The organism is Ohtaekwangia koreensis (assembly GCF_900167975.1).
Classification (GTDB): domain Bacteria; phylum Bacteroidota; class Bacteroidia; order Cytophagales; family Cyclobacteriaceae; genus Ohtaekwangia; species Ohtaekwangia koreensis.
Genome location: NZ_FUZU01000001.1, coordinates 1,201,990 through 1,226,255 on the forward strand (window position 1 = coordinate 1,201,990; position 24,266 = coordinate 1,226,255).

The 24,266-nt window shown below is 42.0% G+C and carries 15 protein-coding genes; 9 read left to right on the forward strand and 6 right to left on the reverse strand.

Annotated elements, in window-relative coordinates:
- The first annotated feature begins 1 nt into the window (after nt 1).
- The 6 genes from B5Y40_RS05225 to B5Y40_RS05250 all read left to right on the forward strand — a co-directional run bounded on the left by B5Y40_RS05225 (nt 2) and on the right by B5Y40_RS05250 (nt 12,236).
- Complete coding sequence (locus B5Y40_RS05225) at nt 2-2,956, forward strand: ligand-binding sensor domain-containing protein (protein ID WP_159453611.1); 2,955 nt, start codon at nt 2-4, stop codon at nt 2,954-2,956.
- Nucleotides 2,940-3,572 (forward strand): response regulator transcription factor, encoded by a 633-nt coding sequence (locus B5Y40_RS05230; protein ID WP_079685630.1) that lies wholly within the window; start codon nt 2,940-2,942, stop codon nt 3,570-3,572. The genes B5Y40_RS05225 and B5Y40_RS05230 overlap by 17 nt, the downstream gene beginning before the upstream one ends.
- Before the next feature lie 659 nt (nt 3,573-4,231).
- Nucleotides 4,232-7,480 (forward strand): SusC/RagA family TonB-linked outer membrane protein, encoded by a 3,249-nt coding sequence (locus B5Y40_RS05235; RefSeq protein ID WP_079685631.1) that lies wholly within the window; start codon nt 4,232-4,234, stop codon nt 7,478-7,480.
- Nucleotides 7,481-7,498: 18 nt separating this feature from the next.
- A complete protein-coding gene (locus B5Y40_RS05240; RefSeq protein ID WP_079685632.1) occupies nt 7,499-9,181 on the forward strand; it encodes a SusD/RagB family nutrient-binding outer membrane lipoprotein in 1,683 nt (560 codons plus the stop codon).
- A 25-nt stretch (nt 9,182-9,206) separates the two neighbouring features.
- The gene (locus tag B5Y40_RS05245) at nt 9,207-10,127 is read left to right on the forward strand and encodes a hypothetical protein (RefSeq protein ID WP_079685633.1); all 921 of its coding nucleotides are present in this window, start codon (nt 9,207-9,209) and stop codon (nt 10,125-10,127) included.
- A 165-nt stretch (nt 10,128-10,292) separates the two neighbouring features.
- Entirely contained in the window at nt 10,293-12,236 is a 1,944-nt protein-coding gene (locus B5Y40_RS05250; RefSeq protein WP_079685634.1) for a tetratricopeptide repeat-containing sensor histidine kinase, read from the forward strand.
- Here the strand turns inward: B5Y40_RS05250 and B5Y40_RS05255 are convergent.
- Together B5Y40_RS05255 and B5Y40_RS05260 are read right to left on the reverse strand one after the other, a co-directional pair.
- Complete coding sequence (locus B5Y40_RS05255; RefSeq protein WP_079685635.1) at nt 12,219-13,352, reverse strand: DUF2911 domain-containing protein; 1,134 nt, start codon at nt 13,350-13,352, stop codon at nt 12,219-12,221. The genes B5Y40_RS05250 and B5Y40_RS05255 overlap by 18 nt on opposite strands.
- 72 nt (nt 13,353-13,424) lie before the next feature.
- Entirely contained in the window at nt 13,425-14,333 is a 909-nt protein-coding gene (locus B5Y40_RS05260; RefSeq protein WP_079685636.1) for a diacylglycerol/lipid kinase family protein, read from the reverse strand.
- A gap of 20 nt (nt 14,334-14,353) precedes the next feature.
- Here B5Y40_RS05260 and B5Y40_RS05265 point away from each other — a divergent pair, with 20 nt between their 5' ends.
- Nucleotides 14,354-14,701 (forward strand): YopX family protein, encoded by a 348-nt coding sequence (locus B5Y40_RS05265; protein WP_079685637.1) that lies wholly within the window; start codon nt 14,354-14,356, stop codon nt 14,699-14,701.
- Between the two features lies 1 nt (nt 14,702).
- On the opposite strand, the gene B5Y40_RS05270 is transcribed toward B5Y40_RS05265, so the two are convergent.
- Both B5Y40_RS05270 and B5Y40_RS05275 read right to left on the reverse strand, forming a co-directional pair.
- Nucleotides 14,703-14,945 carry an acyl carrier protein gene (locus tag B5Y40_RS05270; protein ID WP_079685638.1) on the reverse strand — a complete coding sequence of 81 codons (243 nt, stop codon included), beginning with the start codon at nt 14,943-14,945 and terminating at the stop codon, nt 14,703-14,705.
- Nucleotides 14,946-15,069: 124 nt separating this feature from the next.
- Nucleotides 15,070-16,419, reverse strand: coding sequence for a sensor histidine kinase (locus tag B5Y40_RS05275; RefSeq protein ID WP_079685639.1), 1,350 nt, complete (start codon nt 16,417-16,419; stop codon nt 15,070-15,072).
- 314 nt (nt 16,420-16,733) lie between these two features.
- On the opposite strand from B5Y40_RS05275, the gene B5Y40_RS05280 reads away from it, so the two are divergent.
- Together B5Y40_RS05280 and B5Y40_RS05285 are read left to right on the forward strand one after the other, a co-directional pair.
- Complete coding sequence (locus tag B5Y40_RS05280) at nt 16,734-20,291, forward strand: VCBS repeat-containing protein (RefSeq protein ID WP_245840475.1); 3,558 nt, start codon at nt 16,734-16,736, stop codon at nt 20,289-20,291.
- 138 nt (nt 20,292-20,429) lie between these two features.
- Nucleotides 20,430-22,358 (forward strand): tetratricopeptide repeat-containing sensor histidine kinase, encoded by a 1,929-nt coding sequence (locus B5Y40_RS05285; RefSeq protein WP_079685640.1) that lies wholly within the window; start codon nt 20,430-20,432, stop codon nt 22,356-22,358.
- On the opposite strand, the gene B5Y40_RS05290 is transcribed toward B5Y40_RS05285, so the two are convergent.
- Nucleotides 22,355-22,753: a hypothetical protein gene (locus B5Y40_RS05290; protein ID WP_079685641.1), complete on the reverse strand. Its 399-nt coding sequence runs from the start codon at nt 22,751-22,753 to the stop codon at nt 22,355-22,357. The two genes, B5Y40_RS05285 and B5Y40_RS05290, sit on opposite strands and share 4 nt — an antisense overlap.
- A 69-nt stretch (nt 22,754-22,822) precedes the next feature.
- Entirely contained in the window at nt 22,823-24,265 is a 1,443-nt protein-coding gene (locus B5Y40_RS05295; RefSeq protein ID WP_079687092.1) for a RagB/SusD family nutrient uptake outer membrane protein, read from the reverse strand.
- Nucleotide 24,266 lies beyond the last annotated feature (1 nt).

Here is a 24,266-nt window from a genome sequence, read left to right on the forward strand (position 1 = left end):
TATGAGACCGCATATTTTTTTGAGCCTTGTTCTCCTCTTTTTCGCAGAAGCAGGTGTGGCTCAGAATTTCCTATACACAACGCGAAATTATACCGCAGTGGATGGTCTGCCTCAGTCACAGGTAACATCCGTAGTAGAAGATGATAACGGCTATCTTTGGATTGCTACACAAGGTGGTGGGTTGGCCCGGTTTGACGGGAAAGAGTTCAAAGTATATACTACCAAAGACGGATTATTCTCCAATAATATATCCTCACTTTTATTCGATCACGATCAGAATTTATGGATCCTTCATGCGCATGGTATTACACGGTTTAATGGCCATACGTTTAAGCGCTTTCAAAATAGGAGGACACCAAACGCTATGTACCGCAGAGTATTCGAGCATGGTGATTCTATCTTTTTTATATCCAGCGATGGTGCGACCGGTAAAATACACCATGACTCCCTATACTCATGGGGTAAACCAGCATTAAAAGGAGAGAAGCAGATATGGCGATCGTTGCAAACACCGGATGGTGTGCAATGTTTTATTATGGACGATGGGTCATTTCGGATCAAGACGTTAAAAGAAACTTTTTCATTTGAACCGGATGAGAAGTTTGGTAAGATATACTTTCCATTTATATATAAAGGGAATATAGCACTTCGCACTTCAGAAGGATATTCGATTGTAAACTATAAAGAAAAAAAGATCGAACCGTTATCCCTGCCTATCAAGCACATGATTCTTTCATACGATGAGAAGGAAAATGTTTTCTGGACGCGCGATGGTGCAAATCTGTTCCGGGAAACGGTTCACGCCAATGAAACTAAACGTGACACTATATTAAAGGATGTTAGTGTTCTTCAGGTAGTGAAAGACTCTGAAGGGAATGTATGGTTTGCTTCTGACGGGCGTGGACTATATAAATACTTCATACAAGATTTTAATCGTTGCAGCTCTGAAAAGCTTCGGGGTGTAATGGCCATCCTGAGCGATCGGAAAGGAGCCAAATGGCTTGGTACTTTAAACAAAGGGCTTTGGAGAATTAAGGATGGGAAGATTACTTCCTTCGTGGATGCACATGAATCCTATCGTAATAATATAGGTGTAGTAAAAGAAGGGCCTGACGGCACCATCTGGGTTGGTACGAACTATGGATTAGGACGGTATGATGAAGCGAGAAATGTATTCGTTTGGTATACCCGTGAAAAGGGCTTGGCAGGAAACCTGGTTTCGGCTATTGAGTTCGATGAGCAAGGGGTGATGTGGGTGGGTACTGCGAACGGACTTTCACGTTACGATGGTAAGTCGTTTCATAATTATAATACAACGAATGGGCTACTGAACAATGGCATCTGGCATCTGCATTACTCCAAAAGATACAAAACGTTGTTCCTGGCAACCGATTTGAATGTTCAGACTATTCGCGATGGAAAGATAGAGTTGGTGCAGGTACGCGGGCTTCGGAATACATCAATTATAAGTATCCTTCCTTACCAGGATTCCTTGTTAACATTGGGCACAGGTGGAGCCGGTGTAATAATTTATAATCCGAAGAGTCGTGCTTCAAAATTTATTACTACGCAGGAAGGACTCGCATCTGACTTTATATACTTTGCTGCAGAAGATGAAAAGCACAATCTCTGGATTGGTACCGAAAAAGGTATTAACCGCGTAAAGCTCGATCGCAAACTTGAGATGGAGGAGAATCTATACTATGGCTACGACAACGGTCTTACCGGTGTAGAAACAAATCTGAATGCTTTTCAACTCACACCCGAGAGTAAATACTTCGGATTGGTAGATGGCTTGTATGAGTTTAATGACCTGAGTGATGACCCCAGCCGATCGTTTGATCTTCACCTTACGGATATCCAGGTATTTTATGGTGAATACGATCCGCGCTTATATGCTGACACAGTCAATGGCTTTTTTAAAATTCCGGTAGACCCGAAGCTTCCTCCCGATAAAAATCATATTACATTTTACTTTAACCGTGTTGATAAGCGTTACCCTAAATCGGTGAAGTTTAAATACTATATGGAGAACTTTGATAAGAAATGGTCGCAGCCTTCCTCGATGTCCGAAGTAACCTATAGCAACCTGCCACCCGGTAACTATGTATTTCATGTAATGAGTACAGATAAACAAGGAAGCTGGAGTTATAAAAAGATTGCGTATTCGTTTTCCATAAAGACACCGTTTTACCAAACCGCAGCGTTTATAGTCGGCTTGATTATTCTCATAGCCGGTATAATCACGTTGATACTATATCTGCGCGTGCGGCAAAAAGTTAACAAGATGTTAATGATGGAACGCATTCGCGTGAAGGAGCAGGAAACGCTTCGTAAAGAAATCGCCCGTGACTTTCATGATGAGATGGGAAACCAGCTTACACGGATCATTAACTACATCAGCCTGCTGAAGCTGAACGGCAACGGTACGGGTAATGGCAGCAGCGATCTATATACCAAGGTGGAAGATTCTGCCAAGTATCTATATACAGGTACGCGCGATTTTATCTGGTCGATAGATCCTGTGAATGATGAACTGTCCAAACTCTTTTTACACATCCGTGATTTTGGTGAAAAACTTTTTGAAGAGAAAAATATTCAGTTCAGAGCTTTCAATGAAGTGAAAGATAAAATCAAGCTTCCGTATGGTTTCAGTCGTGAGGCAAATCTGATTTTCAAAGAAGCGATGACCAATGCCTTTAAATATTCGGAAGCTAAAAATGTGGCGTTGATGTTAAAGCGCAGTGAACCCGATGGTTTTGAAATGAGTTTTGAAGACGATGGTATAGGTTTTTTGACCGGTGACATAGAAAAATCGAATGGTCTTCAAAATATTCGTGAAAGGGCCGATAGAGTTCATGGTGTTTTACGTATAACCAGTGTGAAACATCACGGAACGAAAATTACCTTAAACTTCAAACTAACTAAAACGCTCAAATATGGCCTTGCCCTTTAAGAAGCGTGTCATGATCGTAGAGGACGATCAGGAAATACGCAACAGCTTTAATCTCATCGTGAACAGTTCGCAGAAGTTCATGGTAGTAAATGCGTATGGCAGCTGTGAAGATGCCATTGATAATCTGAATCGTGACAAACCGGAGATCGTATTGATGGATATAGAGTTGCCGGGAATGAATGGTATTCAGGGATCGAAAATAATTAAAGACAAGAGTCCGCATACCGACATCGTGATGGTTACCGTTTATGAAGATAGCGAGTTGGTGTTTGAGGCACTCAAGGCCGGAGCTTCCGGCTATATAACAAAGAGTGCTAACTATATGGAGTTACTTTCAGCATTGGAAGAAATTGTAAAAGGTGGCGCCCCTATGAGCAGCCGTATAGCACGTATGGTCATCGATAATTTTCACGTTAATCCAAATTCTCCGCTTACGAAGCGCGAAACTGAAATCCTTCAACTCATATCAGAAGGTAAAACATATACTCAGATTTCTGAGGAGTTGTTTATTTCCAAAGAGACTGCAAAAACGCACATCAAGAATATTTACTCGAAGTTGCAAGTCAATAGTAAATCAGAAGCGATCGCAAAAGCTAACCTTGAAAAATTGATATAGCCATAACATCACCTTCATAATGGGGGATAGTAATGGGGCATGACGCGTTAAAAGTCCGATGTGTTTTAGCACATCGGACTTTTTATTTGTTGTGATTGAAACATAATATAAAATCAACCGTATTGGGTGATAGAATTTAATGTGCAACATTTAAACTTTACGGCAGAATCCTTCCTCATACAAGTAGAAATTTCTTCATAAGTTTAGGTTAATGAAAAAAATTTCAGAAGGATTGGCCCCTCAGACGGAGGGGCTTTTTTTTGTCCTATAGAGTAAGAGAACTTAATCTGCTTTATGATTTTTTCGGACAACCCCTTATAATCTTTTCTTAGAATACAGAGAGCCTGTATTGTCAAACTCAACGATCGCGGATTGCTGCGTGCGGTGATTCGATCTATGTCTGAACAGCTATACATGTTCTATATACACGTGCTTTACGTTTTGTCGGTATATATATCACTCGCAATCACGGCGTTTATATATGTCGTGAGACGATTTACTATTTTATATAACCCACCGTACGGTATATATACCTTCTGAATATACCGATTCGTCCGTCATTTTTTTGGGATTTGCTTTTGAGATTTTTGGTATAACATCCCTGACTACCGTTTGTGTTTTTTGGGGTGGAGTTAATTTTTATAACAAACCCAACTTGTATGAGGAAGATTTTACTAGCATGCTTCTGTTGTCTGTTGCACATTACTGTCGCATGGGCACAAGAGCGAACTGTTACCGGAAAGGTAACAGCCCAGGAAGATGGATCACCGCTGCCTGGTGTGAATGTAGTGGTTAAAGGTACTGCTACGGGTACTGTAACAGACGCTAACGGAGGATATACCTTGAGCGTACCTGCTGCAGGAGGCACATTGATTTTTTCATTCATCGGATTAATTTCACAAGAAGTTGAAATTGGACAGCGTACTACGATCGATGTTCCGATGGCACAGGACATTACACAACTTGGTGAAGTAGTAGTAACCGCTGTAGGTATAGAGCGTGAGAAAAAAGCACTCGGTTATTCTGTTGAGACAGTAAGTGGTAATAAAGTACAACAGGTATCAGAACCCGATCCGCTACGTGCGCTTACGGGTAAAGTACCCGGTGTAAATATTATATCATCCAGCGGTGCACCCGGGAGTTCTACACGTATTACAATTCGTGGTAACTCTTCCATGCTGAATAACAATCAGCCCTTGTTTGTAGTGGATGGTATACCCTATAACAACGACTATGTTACAACAGAAGGAACGAACCTGAACACCGGTGGACTTACATCTGGTGGAGCGTTCTCAAGCCGTATCTCTGATCTTGATCCTAACGACATCAAATCAATGTCTATCTTGAAAGGAGCAACAGCTGCTGCGTTGTATGGTGCACGCGCTGCCAATGGTGTAATTGTTATCACCACAAAATCCGGCTCAGCATCTGCATCCAAGAAGGGACTTGAAGTTACCTATAGCGGAACGTATGGCATTGAGAAAATTGCCAACCTTCCTAATTATCAGAATACATATGGAACAGGTTCTAATTTTTCATATGCACAAGCAAACGGGTCATGGGGTGCGCCTTTTATAGGAGCACGCCCGTACGCTTCACTTGATTCTATACAACACTGGTATTCGGGAAGAAACGGGATGAGTAATTTTGATGGAAAGAAGGTTCCCTATAGAGCTTATCCGAATAACGTAAAAGATTTTTTTGAGACAGGTCGCATTGCCGAAAATTCTATTTCCATTTCTGGTGGGAATGAAAAGTCAGCGGTATCTGTAACATTATCACAGTTACAACAAAAAGGCTTTGTACCAGAGACAGAATTTTTAAGACATAATTTTAGTCTGGGTGGTAAAACTACATTAGCGAATGGATTGATCGTTGGCGCCAACCTGGCGTATACACGCTCTCTGCAAAATGGTGTGTTGAGCGGTGCACCAAGTGCTACGTCAGGTGATCCTTCTGCTTTTGGTCGTACGCTATATTTCGGACGTAACTGGGATGTGCAAGGTCAGCCCTATGAAAATCCGGTAGATAATGGAAGCGAGTTCATGGTGGGAAGAGACCAGGTAAACAATCCATATTGGTCAGTGAAAAATTCTGGTATCCGCGGAAAGGTAGATCGCTTTGTTGCTTCCTTCAATGCTTCCTATGATATAAAAGATTGGTTGAATGTTTCATATCGAATTGGTATGAATGCATTCTCACAACGTCAAATGGAATTTCAGCGCCCCAACGGTGCGGGTAGTCCATTGGGTACCATTACCGAGTTAAACGTAACGACAGATGAAATCAACTCCGATCTGATCGCTACTGCCACGAAAGATATAGGGGAGAATATAAATATTCGTGCGCTCGTTGGATGGAACGTAAACCAACGCACCAGTCAATCACAATCTGTAAATGGCGTTGGGTATGTTGTGTTTAATATAGATGATATAGATAACACGAACGATGTAACGCCGAATGGAGGAAGTTATTCGCGCAGAAGACTATATGGATTCTACGGTGACGTAAGTGTAGGCTATAAAGATTGGGCTTTCCTTACACTGACTGGTCGTAACGATTGGTCATCAACATTACCGATACAAAACAGAAGCTTCTTCTATCCCGCGGCAAATGCTTCCATCATTTTAAATGAAGCACTTGGACTTGAATCTAATTTTATAAACTCAATCAAGATTCGCGGAGGCTGGGCCAATGTTGGTAATGATACCAGCCCTTATCTACTCAGTACAGTATATGTTGTAAATGATTATGATAATGTTACTGGCAATGCTGCGGGTCGTCCATTCACACCTGCTAGTGGAGCTACTATTCCTACAGCAGGACAGAGCGCAGTGCTTTCTGATCCGAATCTTAAACCGGAGAGAACAAGAGAAATAGAAACTGGTTTTGATCTTCGCTTTTGGAATGATCGTGCTGGTATAAACTTTACATACTACGATAAGCAGTCGAGTGATCAGATTGCACAGATTTCACTTCCGGAAGAAACAGGATTTCAAGCACAGCTTACAAACTTCGGTACTGTATCAAACAAAGGTATAGAGTTAGGTTTGGAAGTAACACCAGTACGTTTGAGCAACGGTCTTTCATGGACGATCTTCGGATCATTCACGAAAAACAAGAATACAATCAAAGAACTTCGTAACGGTGTAAGTGAAATACAATTTGGCTCAGGTTTCACGGGTTCTGTTATATCTGTTCACCGACCTGGTGAGCAATACGGACAATTACTGGGTACTGTAGATGTACGTGATGATGAAGGAAATTTACTGATCGATCCATCCAACGGACAGTTTATACGCAAACTTGATCCAGAGTTAATTGGTAATCCGAATCCTGATTTTATACTCGGTATAACAAACACGATTTCATTCAGAGGACTTACTATATCTGCACTATGGGATTTGCGTGAGGGAGGAGATCTCTTTTCAACAACGGCCAACTCGGTATTAGGTCGTGGTGTGCTGGCATACCAGGCGGATCGTGAAGGTAATGCCGTCCTCAAAGGTGTATATGGTGACCCTGAAACGTTTCAACCATACCTCGATGATGCCGGCAACAAAATTCCAAACCAGACGATGATCGAAGTGAACTCATTGTTCTTCGGTGAAACGTTTGCTGTGAATGCTGCCGATGAATGGTCTGTATTTGATGCTACAACGTACAGGCTACGCGAAGCTTCCATTACGTATGCATTTCCGAAATCACTTTTGCAACGCACGCCCTTTGGTGCTGTAAGCCTCGGTGTTACAGGACGCAACCTTTGGAACTACTCTCCACACATGCCAAAGGATCTGAACTATGACCCAGAAACAAATCAGTTCGGTGCACGAAATGTACAAGGTATAGAATATAGCACTACGCCTTCCGCAAGACGATTTGCTGTAACGCTCCGGGCAACATTTTAATCATTAAAAAGCAACCTTATGAGTTTTAGATTTCATAAAATAATAGCTGCTTTCGCGTGCCTCACCTTGTTGAGCTGCGAAAAAGATTTCCTGGATATAAACGATGATCCCAGTAACCCGCTGGACGTTTCGCTTGAATTGTTATTGCCATCAGTTCAACTGGATATGGCAGGTTCACTCGGAACAAGTACCGGGGGACTATCACAGATCACCAGTTCCTATATGCACCAGATTGTGCAGCGCAGTAATCAGAATGACTATGGATTACAAGGGACAGACAGTGGTGTACAATCGCCCTGGCTTGTATTATATACCCGTGCTTTAGCGGATAATGAAAATATCATTCTGAAAGCAACGGAGGAAGAAGCATGGCCATATCTAGGTATGGCACAAGCCATGAAAGCATATACCTATAGCTTGATGGTAGATGTATGGGGAGATGTACCCTTTACCGAAGCGCACAAGGCACCCGCAAATCTGTTGCCTAAATATGATCAGGGTGAAACTATATATCCACAACTTTTTGCGCTGCTGGATGAAGCAAAGGCAAACCTGGAGAAGGAATCCATTTTCGAAGTGGGAGATGAAGATCTCTTCTACGGAGGTGATTCTGAACTTTGGATTAAGTTTATCAATTCGTTAAAACTTAAACTATATAACCAGGTACGTCTCGTACAAGATGTGTCTGCTGAAGTAGACGCGTTGATCGCAGAAGATAATTTCATCAGCAGTGCAGCAGATGATTTCGAAATGGAGTATGGCACAAGTGTAGGGCCTGATAACCGGAACCCTGGCTATGTACAGGAATGGTCGCCTGGTACAGCGAACTATTACATCAGCCCGTACTTCTACGAAGTGATGGCAAACCTGAATACCTTTAACCATCCGGATTACGGAGGAGAGATCGATGTAAAAGATCCACGTATTCCATATTACTTCTACAATCAGATCGGAGAAGTGAGCACATCCAGTTCACCTGAAAATCCTTGTACCTATTGCTACGGGTATATAGATCCAAACACGGATGAGTTTGTGATCAAGCAACCTGCACTGCAAGGTACGGGTATGGTTTCTATTTTTGCTTTCTCGTTAGATATAGATCCTAATGAAGGTTATGGTCAGGGACGTTCACAAACTGTTGCCGGCCTGTACCCCCTGGGTGGTAAATATGATGATGGCGATGGGGGAGCAACTAATTTTGACGGCTATCCACAAGTACCACAACGCCTGTTGAATTACTATGCAGTAAAGTTTACACAAGCAGAGTTGTTTCTTACCAATGCCGCGACAGGTGATGCCCGGTTAGCATTCCGTGATGGTATACGCGCAGCCTTTGCCAAAGTAAATGAGATTGCCACTGACGTTGGTGCTCCGGTAATATCAACAACAGCGCGCGATAATTATGTAAACGCTGTGTTGGCTGCTTATGACGCTGCTGATGATGATGGTAAACTGGAACATATCCTTACTCAAAAATGGATCGCGAGTTTCGGCTGGGGTGTTGATATGTATACCGACTATAGAAGAACCGGCTTCCCTCAATTGTACGATGGTAATACTGACAATCTTAACTATACGATTCGTACAAAAGAGTTTCCGTATGCGTTTCCATGGCCAACGAATAACCTGGCTGTGAATAGCAATGCACCGGCTCAGAAAGTAGTAACCAGCAATGAAGCCAAACCATTCTGGATGAAGTAATGGAATGAACTTTAAAGAAACGATCATGAAGAAGACACTATATTCAATACTATTATTTAGCCTCGGAATTCTTTTTGCCTGCGAAGAACAGGGAGAATTAGGATTGGATGAATCAGATGAGGGATTCAATTTCCGCATGGTGCCCAGTGCAACATCTTTTAATCTCGCCGATGAAGATCCAAGCGTTACGTTTACCATGTACTCTGAAACCGATAATATAAAGAAGGTAAATGTAATTGTAGAGCTATACCAGTTTCTGAACGATGCAAAGACCTGGCGCTTTAACCTGGCAGAGATCGATGGAGCTACCATTAAAAATGATGGCACGACTAAGATTACTATTCCGCTTTCATCGTTCGCAAATGCTACCGGTATAGATCCTGCTACACTAGGAGGCGGTGATGTATTCACCATCTACAATGTAGTGGAGCTTGAGAATGGAAATGTATATCCGGATACACTTGAGCTTGGTGGTAAGACCTATATCAACACAGAAAATTCATTCTACCCTTCCGGTGGAACAACGAGCTATACTGGGCAGCTGAATTTTCCAATGGTGTGCTCGGTATCGTCACCTTTTACCGGAACATATACTGTTACCGATGATTGCGATCTGTTCGCAGGAGAAGTTGTGCTCTCTACGGTAGCGGGCAATCCTGTGCAACGCGCGTTTACGGGTGTGTGGACGATCGATCCTGATAACGTCTTTCCTGGGATAGGTTTTAAGTTTGACCTGACCTGCGGAAGAGTGTTTGTTCAGACGCAAAGCATTGGTTTAGGATGTGGAGGAGGAAGCAACGTGGATGTTGTGACCTCGGCTATCGAAGACTTTGGTCCCGGGCTGTATGACGATCTGGATGACAGCGAGTTCACGGTCAATGTCAGATATCCGAACGCAGATTGTTTTGGAGGCTTTGATTGCAGACTAACCTTTACAAAAAAGTAGCGTGTGCTATCCTATAGGATGATAAAAAGCCGTTTCCGAATGGAAACGGTTTTTTTTTGATCTTTTTGACATTTTATAGACTAAAAGGCGTATGTAGGTTTTTCCGTGCTTTTTTCCGGAAAGTGACGCCTAACATTCTTTAGTTGCAACATACTTTACTGCATTATGCGCTTAAGGTCTGTTACCTTAACTCTCTTCTTACTTTTTCCGATGGTGGCGCAAAGCCAATATCAGAAAGCTGATAGCCTGGAGAATATAATTAAGACGACTTCTGATGACAGCGCCAGAGTGCGTGCTCTAAATCAATTGGTGACCATTCTGCGGGAGCGAAATAATACAAAGGCTTTTCGCTATGCACAACAGGCACACGAACTCGCGATAAAAATAAACTATCAGGCCGGTCTCGGAGCCGCTCAGGAAAACCTCGGCTGGATATACTATAGATTGGGAAATCTTTCGGAAGCATTTCAGCTTTCTGTGGACGCTCTTCAAACCAGTGAGCTGCAATACGATACAGCCATCATGGCGCGTAGCATCAATAGCATTGCTGCTATATATTTTGAACAAAAACTTTTTACACAAGCGAATAATTATTTCAGACGTGCTTATGATCTCAATGAAAGAATAGGAGATCATGCAACGGCTGCCCGCCTGCAGGCTAATATAGCGTACGTACATCTTCGCGATAATCAATTTGATTCTGCTACATTCTATGCAAAGAGAGCGTATGAACTCAGTAACAAGGTAGGAGATAAATATACCAAGAGTGCAGTGTTGCGTGTACTCGGAGATATAGATGCCTATAAAAAAGATTTCAGCAGTGCTATGTTGAAATTCAGCCTGGCTCTGGAGCTTGCCCGTAGCGATGGCAAAACGTATCACGAATCTTCAGTTCTTCGCAGGATTGGAAATCTATACTTGGAGCGGAATGAACCGGATAAAGCGCTGCATTTCTTTTTTGAGAATGTAACGTTGGCTAAAAAGTATGGCTATAAAGATGAGCTTGAAAGTACCTACAAGCTTATCGCAAATGCATTTGTGAAAAAGAAGAATCACCAGAAAGCGTTGGAGTATCAGACTGCGTACCAGGAGATTCACGATTCATTATATAATCAGAAGAATAGCGAATACCTCGCGCTGCAACAAACCCGTTTTGATTCAGAAATAAAAGGAACACAAATTGAATTGCTCACCAAAGATGCTGAGCTCAAACAAAAAGAGATCAACAACCAACGCGTATGGATTTACTTTTCGTTCGGTTGTCTTACGCTGGTGTTATTTATCGTGCTCGTATTGATATATAATAACCAGATCAAAAAACGGGCGCACGATAAATTAGCGGAGAAGAATCGCGAGATCGCAAAGCAGGCATTGCAGTTAAGCAACATGAATGATACGAAGGATAAATTGTTCTCGATCATCAGTCATGATTTACGCGGCCCGTTGGCGAGTCTGAGAGGCTTGATGAATCTCGTTGTTGATGCGGGGATATCACAAGAGGAATTTCAATATGCTTCCAATACGTTAAAACAAAATCTTGACTCTGTGCAAGAGAACCTCGAGAACCTGCTATACTGGGCACAATCTCAATTGAAGGGACTGCAGGTCAACAAAGAATCTGTATCGGTAAAACAGATTGCGGACGATATCATCGCGCTATATGACGAGACTGCGAGAAGTAAAGATGTTACGATCATAAATGAGTTGGAAAGCGGTCAATATATACTGGTCGATAAGAACCATCTTCGTATGATTTTTCGAAACCTGTTGTCGAATGCTATAAAGTTTAATTCGCAACGTGGACTGGTTACGATCTCTCAACGTATACAGGACGATACAATGGAGATTTCAGTTTCAGACTCCGGTGTAGGGATTCGGTCAGCAGATATAGTAAAGCTTTTCAATGCTGAAACGCACTTTACCAAGCTGGGCACAAACCAGGAAAAAGGTGTAGGTATAGGATTACTTCTTATTAAAGAATTCATCGAACATAATGAAGGCACTATTAGTGTGAGAAGTGAAGAAGGGAAGGGCACAACGTTTATGTTTAGCCTCAAGCTCGATAAAACTTTTGCGAAAAAAGAAGGAGCACTAAGCTCCTCCTTTTAATTTCTTCACTTCCGCTTCGTACTGCGGTAAAAATCCTTTTTGATTTTCAGGTATATTTTTAATCGCGGTCTCCCAGTTTTTAATTGCACTTTTCTTATCTCCTACAGCAGCGTATCCACGGGCGAGTCCTACATACGTAGTGAACGTATCATTCGGATGAAGCTGTCGGTTGATCTTGAATACCTCCATCGCTTTTTGTGTTTTTCCTGCAGCGAGTAATGATCTTCCATATTGATGTACTTCCGGAACATTCGCTGTAGGATGTTTGATCGCTTTATTCATAACGGCATCCGCCTCTGCATCGCGCGATAAAGCATATAGGACCAGTGCCTTGGTTTGTAACGAAGCGAAATCTTCACGTCCTATAAATTGCCCGCTGATGGCATTGTCTGCCCACGTAAGAGCTTCTTCCAGGTTGATCTTATTCTGCGCACAGAACTGTGCTGCATCCATCCACGGCTGGTAATCAAAGCCCATGCGGTTACCCATCAATTCGCCACGGATTTTATCTACATAGAGCTGATTAACATTGGCAACTTCGACTTTAAAAGGTATACGCTTATTCTCCCACTGTAAATAGGCAACGGTGTTGTTTGCCTCTCTGGCAGCAAAGCTATAGGTCAGGTACTCGGTATACTCCGAATCTTCAGGAGATGTCTCAACACGAAGCGCATCTTCTTTCGGATCGTAATAGTAACTTCCCCAGCGTGCAGAATTCGTTGAGAAGATCCAATGCCACGGACCATCCTTCTCAACATCCAGAAATAATCCATATGTACCCGCCTTTAAATCTTTACCTTGAATCTTAACATCATGTGAAAAAGTGATGGTTGTGTTTTCATTGGCTCCCGCACGCCATGGTGCAGCCTTCGAAGAACCATAGCCTTGATCGATGAAACCATAATGAACAAGTTCTCCCCATATATGTCCTTTGCGGTCTTCGCCACCAGGGCCATGTACGTTGGGACTGCTATAGTTAATGGTTACGGAGACCGGACCTATCCATTGTGTTACGCTTGACTTTTGATTGTCTCCGCTTGGTGGTACGGAAATACTTTGGGCAAATGCAGTGAAGCCCATTGCCAGGCTCAGGATAATTGATAGAATTTTTTTCATGGGATACAGGTTTTAATCGTAGAGTAATTAAACGAATCTATAGCAAGCGAGGTGTCACCCACCGAACGGTATTTACAGTGTTCCTTTTTGAAGAGTTTTGTTCGGCACTAAAACCTGAAGAGCGGCAGGCATCAGCGAAATATTAAATTCAGTGTCGTGTCCGCAAGGTTCACCATCCACATGAAATGCTATAGGCTTTGAAGTTTTAATGACTATTGATTTCGCTTCGTGCATATCGCAGAATGAAGATTTACCTAAGCCTCCGGTAAACATACTATATACGAAATCGACCCGGTATACAGGTACTTTTTTAACCAGTGTAACATGTAAAAGCTGATCGCAAACAGAAGCAGCAGGAGCTATACGTGCGTTGTTACCATACTGAGATGAGTTTGCTATAGCAATGATAAATGCCTGGCTGGCAAACGTTGTGTTATCAATGGAAACCTCCAGGTCAAATTCCTGGAAAGCAAAAAATTCTTCCACCGTAAGCTTTACATAACCGGTCAATCCACGTTTCGTTTTTCCTCCAAACAGATTCGCGATATGTCCATCGAAGCCAATGCCGGAAACATTCAACGAAAGCTTATCATTCACCGTGAATGTATCCATTTTTAATATACTGCTATCGAACAACGACAATGCGGCCTGACCCACGGTAAGCGGAATACCAAGATGTCGCGAAAGACCATTGCCGGAGCCACGTGGAATTATACCCATCGGTATAGATGCTTTCAAAGCACCACGTGCTACTTCGTTAATGGTTCCATCGCCGCCCACGGCAACGACAAAGTCAAAGCCCTGTTGCTTTGCAGTCTCTGCCAACTCTATAGCATGACCGGGAGCCTGAGTAAATTCAACCGTGCACTCCACATTGTTTTTAACACACGCGTCAACGATGCGGCCTTCCACCTGTGGCTGATAGCCGGTGCCTGCATACTTGTTGACTATAAATAATACCTTCTTACCTTCGCTGTTCACGGCTCAACGTTACAAATTTTATGGACACGAATTTTTACTTGCCGAGAAAGTTATTGTTCAAGGCCTGGAATAAAGAAACAAAGTTACTCATGCGGCTCGATAGCATGGAGTGCATAAAAGGTGAGTTAGTGAAAAAAGATCATATCCTGCTTCAATTTACCGGGATGTATGACAAAGCCGGAGAAGAACTGTATGAGATGGATTTGGTGTTAAGGGGCACCGAAAAATTTGTGATCACCTGGGATGGTAATCCAACGGCCTGGACCATGATGAAAATAAAAGACAGAACACAACAGCTGCCCTTCACGCATGCGTTGGCTAAAGATGTAACTCGACTGTGTAGTTATTTTGAATCTGAAAAGAGGTGACTTACTTCTTATCTACTTTATCCTGTATATAGCTTACAGCTTGTCCGTAGGTTTGAAGTTTTTCAGCGTCATCATCCGGAATGCGGATATCAAAAGTTTGTTCAAACTCCATCACAATTTCTGCATAGTCGAGCGAGTCGATCCCAAGATCTTTTACAAAGTTAGCTTCAGGTGTAATTTCCGATGCTGCGATGCCGAGTTTTTCTGTTAGAATCTTAGTGACTTTCTGCGGAATGTCTTGCATTAGCGTGAAGTTGTGTTTCGCAAATGTATTAAAAAAATCATACTTCTAACATTCGCATTTTCATATTCAGGTAAGCCACTGGAAATCAAAAAAATGCTTCTAAGAAAGTGACACTAACAAGGGCTTAGAATCGCATGAAGAACTCGGTACCTTTCCCTACCGTAGACTTCACGCTAAGTGTGCCCTGATGCTGTCGCATGATCTGTCGCGATAAGCTGAGACCAATTCCGGAACCTGTTTTTTTAGTGGTGAAAAATGGAATGAATATTTTCTCCACTGCCTCCGGATCAATACCCGTACCGTTGTCACGTACGGCAATAACCGGCCGCGATTTGTCATTCAGGTAAGCGCGAAGTTCAATCGTCTTGGTATCCTGATCTTCAAATGCCTGGATCGCATTCTTGAATAAGTTGATGATCACTTGCTCGATCATATTCTTATCCGCAGATATAGTCAGGTCTTCCGGATATACAGATATCACCAACTGAATATTTTTTTCAGTAACATCTTTTCGATGAAGCATGGTAAGTTCTTCCAGTAACGGGCGCACTTCAATTTGCATTGGGCGTGGCTTCGGTATAGCCGTGAGGCTACGGAACTCCTTTACGAAATGAATCAAGCCTTCGCTTCGCTTGCTTATAGTTTGCAATGAAAGATGAATGTCGCTCAGCTGGTCTTTACTTAATGGCATGCCGTTCTCTTCCCGGATGTGAGGCTTCAACTCTTCTTCTACTATACCTGCGAGCGAAGAGATCGGCGTAACAGAGTTCATGATCTCATGTGTAAGCACACGCACAAGATTTTGCCATGCCTCCATTTCTTTTTCCTCCAATTCACTCTGTATGTTTTGGACTGAAATCAATTTTACATTTTCTCCGCGTAAGGTGAGTTCTATAGCATAGATCGATAATTGTACAATCTCTTCACCGATCTTTTGTCGCACGAGTTCGCGTCCACCGGTTTTTAGTTTTGTAAAAACATTTACGAGTGTATCGCTTACATCTTTCAGGTCGCTGATGTTATCAATGCGATTTGTTTTTAGGAGTTTACGTGCGGCACTGTTAAAAATCTCTACCGTACCATCTTCTTTAAAAACAATCAGCCCGATTCCCACATGCATCACAATGTTTTTGAAGAACAGAAATTCTGAATCCTTCTCACTTCGTGCGCTTCGAAGTTTCATCAAAGCACCGTTCAATTCCTGGTGCAATCGCTTCACGGCAGGATCATCACTTTCTGTTTTAAATGAATAGGAGAGATCATCGAACTTTACGGAGTCCAGGAACGAAGCAATGTTTTCATTCGACCGATCGAGATAAGCAATCAAAAGCTTGATCTGGTAAGCGCTTAATCCCAGAAAGATCAGCGCATAAACCCAGTCGCCTTTTGAGAAGGCAAAGAAGCAGAATAAAAAGATTGATGCTGCCAATGCAGCCACCCGTGGTACTACTGGTGATCGCCAGTTAAAATCCATAAATATTCAATTGTAAAGAGCAATATATCATACACGCAAGTAAGCGTCCTGAGCAGTACTAACGCAAAGATTCGGATACAAGTTGGCAAAATTAGGGGTAAGATGTACTATGTACGGAAATGGTACAACAGTGTACGCTGCGTACACTGTATTCATATACGTGATGTTGGCTGGCGTTTTAATACAGTTTCTATAGTACATACCCTGACAAGTCTCTACTTTATTTTGATATCAGTAAATTAGTCGAATAGAAAATGTTATAGTGTGGTGGCATCGCTCGTTTATAGGTGTAACTTACTATGTATTTTTTTCGCATGACTATCCTTTTATCCTCGTATATAGCAAAGAATTTTAAGCGCTGCAATTTCCTGGTTGCTTTCCTGGCGGGAGTGCTGGTGAGTTGTACTTCGGAGGAAGAGAAACCTCTGATGGAATTGCTCCCTCCGGAATATACAGGGATCGATTTTGTGAACCAGCTATATGAAGATGAAAATCTGAACATCATCACCTTCGAATATTTTTACAACGGTGCCGGCATTGGTATTGCAGACATTAACAACGATGGGTTGAAAGATATTTTCTTTGCAGCCAATATGTCTACCAACCGTTTATACCTGAACAAAGGAGAACTAAAGTTTGAAGACATTACACAGCAGGCAAATCTCGGTAAGTTGAATAAGTGGGCTACGGGGGTTTCTATTATTGATATTAACCAGGATGGATGGCTTGATATATATGTGTGCTATGCCGGCCCCTTTCAGAAACCTGAACTTCTCGCCAACGAGCTATATATTAATAATCACGATAATACCTTTACCGAGAGTGCGCATGCATTTGGTTTGGACGATGCCAGGCATTCCGTACAAGCGGCATTCTTTGACTATGATCGTGATGGCGACCTCGATGTATATATCCTCACCAATACAACGGATGAAACAGGACCCAATGTAATTCGCCCAAAACGGATACATGGAGAGATGATGAATACAGATCGTCTTTACAGGAATAATGGCAATAATACATTTACGAATATTTCTGCGGCCGCAGGAATTACCAAAGAAGGATACGGACTTGGTGTATCAATTGCCGATATTAACCAAGACGAATGGCCGGATATAGTGGTGTCCAATGATTACCTATCCAACGACCTGCTATATATCAATAATCAGGACGGGACTTTTACAGATCGTGCCGGGGAGTATTTCAAACACACGAGTTATTCTGCAATGGGTAATGATGTTGCCGACTATAACAACGATGGATTACCCGATTTTATAGAAGTTGATATGTTGCCACACGACAACAAGCGACAGAAGCTGATGTTCGGGGCAACGAACTATGATCGTTATCGTTCGGAGATTGCGTATGGATATACACCGCAGTATATGCGAAATACACTGCAGCTTAATGTTGGTAAAGATCCTTCGGGGCAACCGGCTTTCAGTGAGATCGCGCAGCTTGCCGGCATTGAAGCGACAGACTGGAGTTGGAGCCCTTTATTCGTAGATATAGATAATGACGGATGGAAAGATCTATTGATTACCAATGGCTATCCGCGTGATATCACGAACCGCGACTTTGTGAGCTATAGGATGCAGGAGTTTATGCAAGCAGGATATGATCAATCCGTAAAGAAGAAATTATTGAAAGCTATAAATAGTATAGAAGGAGCCCACCTTCCGGTTTTTGCTTTTAAGAATAAGAGAGATCTTACTTTTTCAAATCAGTCAATTGCATGGGGATTTACCATGCCGTGCTATTCTACCGGAGCTGCATACGCAGACCTGGACAATGATGGTGATCTTGACTATATAACAAACAATATAGATGGACCTGCATTTGTATTTGAGAGTCACGCGGATTCATATTTCAAAAATCACTTCCTGCGCATCGACCTTCAAGGGCCTCCTGGGAATAATCACGGCTACGGAACAAAACTAATTTTATTTTCTAAAAAGGATTCCATTCAGTATCACGAACATTATCCATATAGGGGGTATCAATCTACAGTAGAACAGGAAATACACTTCGGACTCGGCAAGACGAGTCGTGTTGATTCATTATTGGTACTGTGGCCTGACGGAAAGCGGCAACTCATAAAGAGTATACCTGCGGATCAGGTTCTCGTTGTACAATATACCGATGCAGGCGAATTGAAGTTGCCGCTGGCAAAAATGTATAGCGCTGACGCTGATACTATGCAAAGCCTTTTTAATTCTGCTGCTGAAAAACGAAATATTGCCTATAGACACAAAGAGACCGAGTATGCAGATTTTAAAATAGAGCCGTTGCTTCCTCATAAATATTCCGAGGACGGTCCGGGTATAGCAGTGGCGGATGTCAATGGCGATGGACTGGATGATTTTTTTGTAGGTGGTGCCTATAAACAATGGGGACAGCTATCGGTACAAACTAAAGATGGTAAGTTTATTTCCAATCCATTGACGTCAGGTGTAAAACTTGAAGAAGATATGGGGACTTTGTTTTTCGATGCAGACAATGATGCTGATGCAGATCTATACATCGTGAGTGGTGGCAATGAGTTTGCTGCTGGCTCTCCGTACTATCAGGACAGGCTATATCTGAATGATGGCAAGGGTAATTTTAAACTTGACGCAACAGCTCTGCCCTCTATGCAGGCGAGTGGTTCATGTGTTTTATCGTCTGATTATGATAAAGATGGTGACCTCGATCTTTTTGTGGGAGGACGGCTTACGCCTCATCAATATCCCAAGCCTGGGCAGAGCTATATCTTGAGAAATGATAAAGGGCATTTTACCGATGTCACGGATCAGGTAGCACCAGGATTGAAAAATATAGGCATGGTAACGTCTGCCTTGTGGACAGATATAGATAATGATCAAGCGATGGATTTAATTGTAGTGGGGGAGTGGATGCCCGTTACGATATTCAAAAACACAAATGGATTTTTTAAATCGACTATACTTGCTAGTTCAACAGGATGGTGGAACAGCATCGAAGGTGGAGATTTCGATGAAGACGGAGATACAGACTATATATTGGGTAACCTCGGATTGAATTCACGGTATAAAACTTCATCTGCACAGCCTGCACGTGTTTATACCAGCGATTTTAATGATGATGGCGTGGAGGAAGCTCTGTTGTCGTACTATATAGAAGATGTAAACCGACCGGCACATCCGCGCGATGATCTTTTTCTCCAGGTCGCGTCATTCAAAAAATATTATCCCAGCTATCAGAAATATGCTGAGCAAACTATGGACAGTGTACTTGTAAAGAGCAAGCATAAACCTGTCGTCAACGAAGCGCAGACATTTTATACCAGCTACCTTGAAAACCGAGGAAAGGCTGAATGGCAGTTAAAACCACTCCCGGCACAAGCACAAGTTGCCCCGGTGTATGGCATAGTTACCGGTGATTACAATAATGACGGACATGCCGATGCCATCTTAAGTGGTAATTCGTATGCTCCTGATGTACTTACTGGAAGGTATGATGCTATGAAAGGAATCGTGATGCAAGGTGAAGGTAACGTTAAAGGGAACCTTACCTCTTTAAAGATACATCAAAGTGGGGTATTGATTGATGGTGCTGGTAAAAGTTTGGCAAAATTGATTACCGCGGATGCCAAAATGTTACTCCTGGCTACCCAAAACAATGACTCACTTCGCGTATTTGAAGGAAAATCAAATGTTCGCAATGTAATATCCTTACGCTACGATGATATATATGCGCTGGTAACAAGCAAGCAAGGGAAAAAAATGAAGATTGAATTCTACTATGGTTCAGGGTATTTATCGCAGTCATCACGGAAATTCAGTATTCCTGAAAATGCAAAGCGCGTTCAAATAATAAATGCTCGGGGACAATCACGTGAATTGTTACCGTAAAATGAGTTAGGGTATAAGAGTTTTTCCATAAAAAGCATAAATGCCTGCTGATGTAATGAAATGCAATTTTTCTCTGCGATAAATACGCGGTTATGTACCTAAGTTTGATGGAGATTTCGAACCCGGTACTAAAGAAACATGCGCAAACTGTCTGCTATATTAATGTTCTTGTTTTTGAGTATACCCTTTGCGCGGGCACAATCGGAGTATGTTACGCTTACCGAGGAAATTAAAAATTCTGTTCATGATACTACGAAAGTCAATGTATACATTTCACTTTCGAAGTTTTACTGGAATAGAAATCCGGATAGTTCTGTAATTGCGGCAGACCACGCCTTGCAATTGGCCAAGAAAATCGGCTTTAGAAAAGGTGTTGCGGTAAGTTATGTTACAAAAGGGGTAGCACTGATTGGGAAAGGCAAATATCCCGAAGCATTGAAATGTCAGCTCGAAGCTCTCAAGCTTAGCGATTCATTAAAGTTACCGGGACTCACCGGAAACTGTTACAACAATATTGGAATAGTATACTCCAATATGGGCAACCATGCCAAAGCCGCCGAGTACTATGAAAAATCATTGGAAATAATGAAGGTGTATGGTGATGGTCCCATGCTATCACAATTGATCAATATAGGGGATGCACTTGTCAACGACCGTCAATACAGCAAAGCTTTAGAGTATAACTCGCGTGCATTGAAGATTATCGAACAGATAAAAGATTCTACGTACAAGCACATCGTTCTCTTTAATATTGGTGATATATACCAGCGGATGGGTGAACATAAGGCGGCACTCAAGTATTTACAGGAAGCACTCGATATCTCTATTCGTATTCGTGATATAGACGGTGTCTCCTTTGCCTATAACTCCATGGCTAAAGTATTTTTCGACAAGCATCAATTCGATAAAACTATATATTATGGGAAGAAGAGTCTGGAAAACCTGGAGTCAGGTGGTACCCAGGATTTAATATTGGACGCCTATCATATTTTATATACCGCATATAACGAGCAAAAGAATTTTAAACAATCTCTATATTATCGCAACCAGGAGATTTCGTTGAAGGAAAAAATGTTCAGCATTGAGAAAGAAAGAGAAGCAAACAATCTACAGGCAGAATATGATCTCCAGAAGAAACAGCATGAAATTGAATTGCTGACACGCGATCGGGAACTGCAGCAAAAAGAAATTGTACGCGCTACATTCAAGCGAAAAACATATGTGATAGGCCTAGTCTTATTTGCACTGATAAGCGCCTACCTTATTGTTTCTAATAAACGTAAAAGGAAATTCAATGAGCTTCTCATAGAACGCAACAATGCCATTGTACTTCAGAAGGAAAAAATAAATGAGCAGAATGCTCACCTCGAAAGACTCAACACCGTAAAGAACAGGTTGCTCTCCATAATCAGTCATGATTTTAGAAGCCCGCTAAACTCTTTGCAGAGCATGGTGGAGTTGATGCGCGATGGTACACTTACCAACGAGGACATCAAGCAAATAAGTTTGCTGATGAGTGAAAAATTGACAGTAACCGTTCAGCTTGTTGAAAACATGCTTCATTGGGCAAAGAACCAAATGGATGGAATGGTATTATACTCAGAACATTTTGATCTGAAAGAAGTAGTAGAGGAGAATGTTCGGTTAGCAAAAGGACAAGCGGAAACAAAACAGGTGAAGATGTTCTCCAAGGTAACAACACCTGCTATGGCGTTTGCTGATAAGGCGACCGTTGATATCGTTATCCGGAACCTGATGAACAACGCGATTAAATTTTCACGCGCTGGTGACCAGCTTTCACTGTCCGTAGTTGATCAGGAAAAATTTGTAAAAGTCACTGTGAAAGATACTGGTCAAGGTATACCTATAGATCGACAGGCTAAACTTTTTAGTGGTGTAACTGGATTTAGTACACCTGGTACATCCAATGAAAAAGGCACCGGCCTCGGGTTAACGCTTTGCAAAGAACTTGTTGAAAAAAATGGAGGGAGAATCTGGGTTGAAAGCGAACCTGGGAAAGGTAGTTCCTTTATGTTTACAATTCCGCGCGATCGGGTGGAATCTTAGTCTTCATGCACTTTTGAAAGATACCGGATCTCGTAACGATCTTGCCTCTTCTCATTAAACAGTGGTGTCTTCTTCTTTTGCAATGCAAGCTGCTCATCCGATATAGATAATACAGTAAATTTTTCAACGATCCTGCTCTTATTATCAGTATACGTTAAGGTATCTTGTTTTAGTTCATAAAAAAGATATCTGAATTCTTTATCTAATGTCATTCGTAAACGCCCATCCGGTTGAAAGTGATATATAATTTCAGGATCACTTCCGTAGGTCATCAAACCATAGCCATTATAGTAATTGTATACAGAATCGATTTTCCATGCAGCCTGCAGATCAGTAAGGTCCTTCTCTGCGCAAGCGAATAATAACAGAAAGCCAAGTAGTGGTAAAGCGCGCATACAGCTGAATATATATACTATAAAAAAAGTTAGCGCAGCTATTCACTGCGCTAACCAGATTATCGAGGATCAATAATTACTATTCTGAATTAATACACCTTCACTAAGATCGACTTCTTTTTGTGGAAGTGGGAAGTAATAATGTTTGGGTCGCACAAAAGTTCTTTTTGGTTTATGTACGCCACGGTCAATGCCGTAATGTGCTACTATATCAATAATGCCTGCTTTATCCCATCGCATGAGGTCTTGATGGCGTTCGTTTTCTCCTGCAAGTTCTACACGTCTCTCGTGTATAATGTTGGTTATGGTAGCATTTGTTTTTTTCGTTAAACCTGCCCTGGTACGAACAGCATTCAACTCTTCATCACCATTTTGTCCAGAGCGAATTTTAGCTTCTGCCACTAACAAATATACATCCGCAGAGCGTAGCATAGGAGCATTAAGGCTTTGATCCATATCTCCTACATCTGTGAAGTTGGAATATTTTTTAAAAGCATAACCCGTCACGCGAGTATCCGATGCAGCGAATGTTACAATTCCCTTAGAACCAAGATCAACTTTATCACCTGGCCTGAAAATAGAATAAACGAGTCTAGGGTCATCTACTTCAAATTCATCAACCAAATCCTGTACGGGCTCATGAAAGCCCCAGCCACCAAGCCCGCCAGGTGTGTGATACCATGCCGGAGAATTATCTGTTGTCCAGTTGGCCACGTATTGAAGTCCATAAAGTACTTCCGGATTATTTTCTGTAGCAACCATAAAGTTTTCATCAAAACTGTCAGCAAGCTTGTACGCTTCATTTGTTATTACTTTCATGCCAGCCTCAATCGCTTTGTCCCACTGTTCTTCATATACATATAGTTTTGCAAGAAAACCATAGGCCGCACCTTGCGTTACTCTTCCCACATTTTCTCCTGTATGGGAAACCGGTAAATTTTCAGCTGCTTTAATAAAATCAGATTCGGCCTGTGCCCGAACTTCTTCTAATGTTGATTTCGGTTTGTTAAATGTATTCGCTATCACATCCTCTTCCACGATGATAGGTACTTCACCATAGATGAGAGAAAGCCTCCAGTATACAAAGCCTCTCAGGAAGTAAGCTTCACCGAGACTACGTTTGCGAAGTGAGTCAGCCATTTCAACTTTAGGTGCATTAATAAGTAATGCATTGGCACGTGAGATAACTTCATATTTGGTAGACCATGTATTGAATATATGGTTGTTAAATGGATCGAATTGAAAATCCTCAAGTGGAAGTTCCTGGGCGTGATCGCCAGCGGGGTGCATATCATCCGAGCAATTGTCAAAAACATATTCAGTATGTGCAAATCCATCTTCATTTAACAAGGGAGCATAGATAGCATTCACAGCAGAGATCACATCCTCTCCATTGCGCCAGAAATCATCTGAAGTGTTTTGCCCATAAGGAGTTGATTCCAATAAATCGCTATCGCAGCTTGTTATTATAGTTAAGATGCTTAATCCAACGACTCCAATTATTTTTTTCATA

What these genes read in the sequence shown, in the direction of transcription:
- B5Y40_RS05240 (WP_079685632.1), top strand. Translation starts at nt 7,499, where the DNA reads ATGAGTTTTAGATTTCATAAAATAATAGCTGCTTTCGCGTGCCTCACC.
- B5Y40_RS05225 (WP_159453611.1), top strand. Translation starts at nt 2, where the DNA reads ATGAGACCGCATATTTTTTTGAGCCTTGTTCTCCTCTTTTTCGCAGAA.
- B5Y40_RS05295 (WP_079687092.1), bottom strand. Translation starts at nt 24,265, where the DNA reads ATGAAAAAAATAATTGGAGTCGTTGGATTAAGCATCTTAACTATAATA.
- B5Y40_RS05235 (WP_079685631.1), top strand. Translation starts at nt 4,232, where the DNA reads ATGAGGAAGATTTTACTAGCATGCTTCTGTTGTCTGTTGCACATTACT.
- B5Y40_RS05245 (WP_079685633.1), top strand. Translation starts at nt 9,207, where the DNA reads ATGAAGAAGACACTATATTCAATACTATTATTTAGCCTCGGAATTCTT.
- B5Y40_RS05270 (WP_079685638.1), bottom strand. Translation starts at nt 14,945, where the DNA reads ATGCAAGACATTCCGCAGAAAGTCACTAAGATTCTAACAGAAAAACTC.
- B5Y40_RS05250 (WP_079685634.1), top strand. Translation starts at nt 10,293, where the DNA reads ATGCGCTTAAGGTCTGTTACCTTAACTCTCTTCTTACTTTTTCCGATG.
- B5Y40_RS05275 (WP_079685639.1), bottom strand. Translation starts at nt 16,419, where the DNA reads ATGGATTTTAACTGGCGATCACCAGTAGTACCACGGGTGGCTGCATTG.
- B5Y40_RS05280 (WP_245840475.1), top strand. Translation starts at nt 16,734, where the DNA reads ATGACTATCCTTTTATCCTCGTATATAGCAAAGAATTTTAAGCGCTGC.
- B5Y40_RS05255 (WP_079685635.1), bottom strand. Translation starts at nt 13,352, where the DNA reads ATGAAAAAAATTCTATCAATTATCCTGAGCCTGGCAATGGGCTTCACT.
- B5Y40_RS05265 (WP_079685637.1), top strand. Translation starts at nt 14,354, where the DNA reads ATGGACACGAATTTTTACTTGCCGAGAAAGTTATTGTTCAAGGCCTGG.
- B5Y40_RS05290 (WP_079685641.1), bottom strand. Translation starts at nt 22,753, where the DNA reads ATGCGCGCTTTACCACTACTTGGCTTTCTGTTATTATTCGCTTGCGCA.
- B5Y40_RS05285 (WP_079685640.1), top strand. Translation starts at nt 20,430, where the DNA reads ATGCGCAAACTGTCTGCTATATTAATGTTCTTGTTTTTGAGTATACCC.
- B5Y40_RS05230 (WP_079685630.1), top strand. Translation starts at nt 2,940, where the DNA reads ATGGCCTTGCCCTTTAAGAAGCGTGTCATGATCGTAGAGGACGATCAG.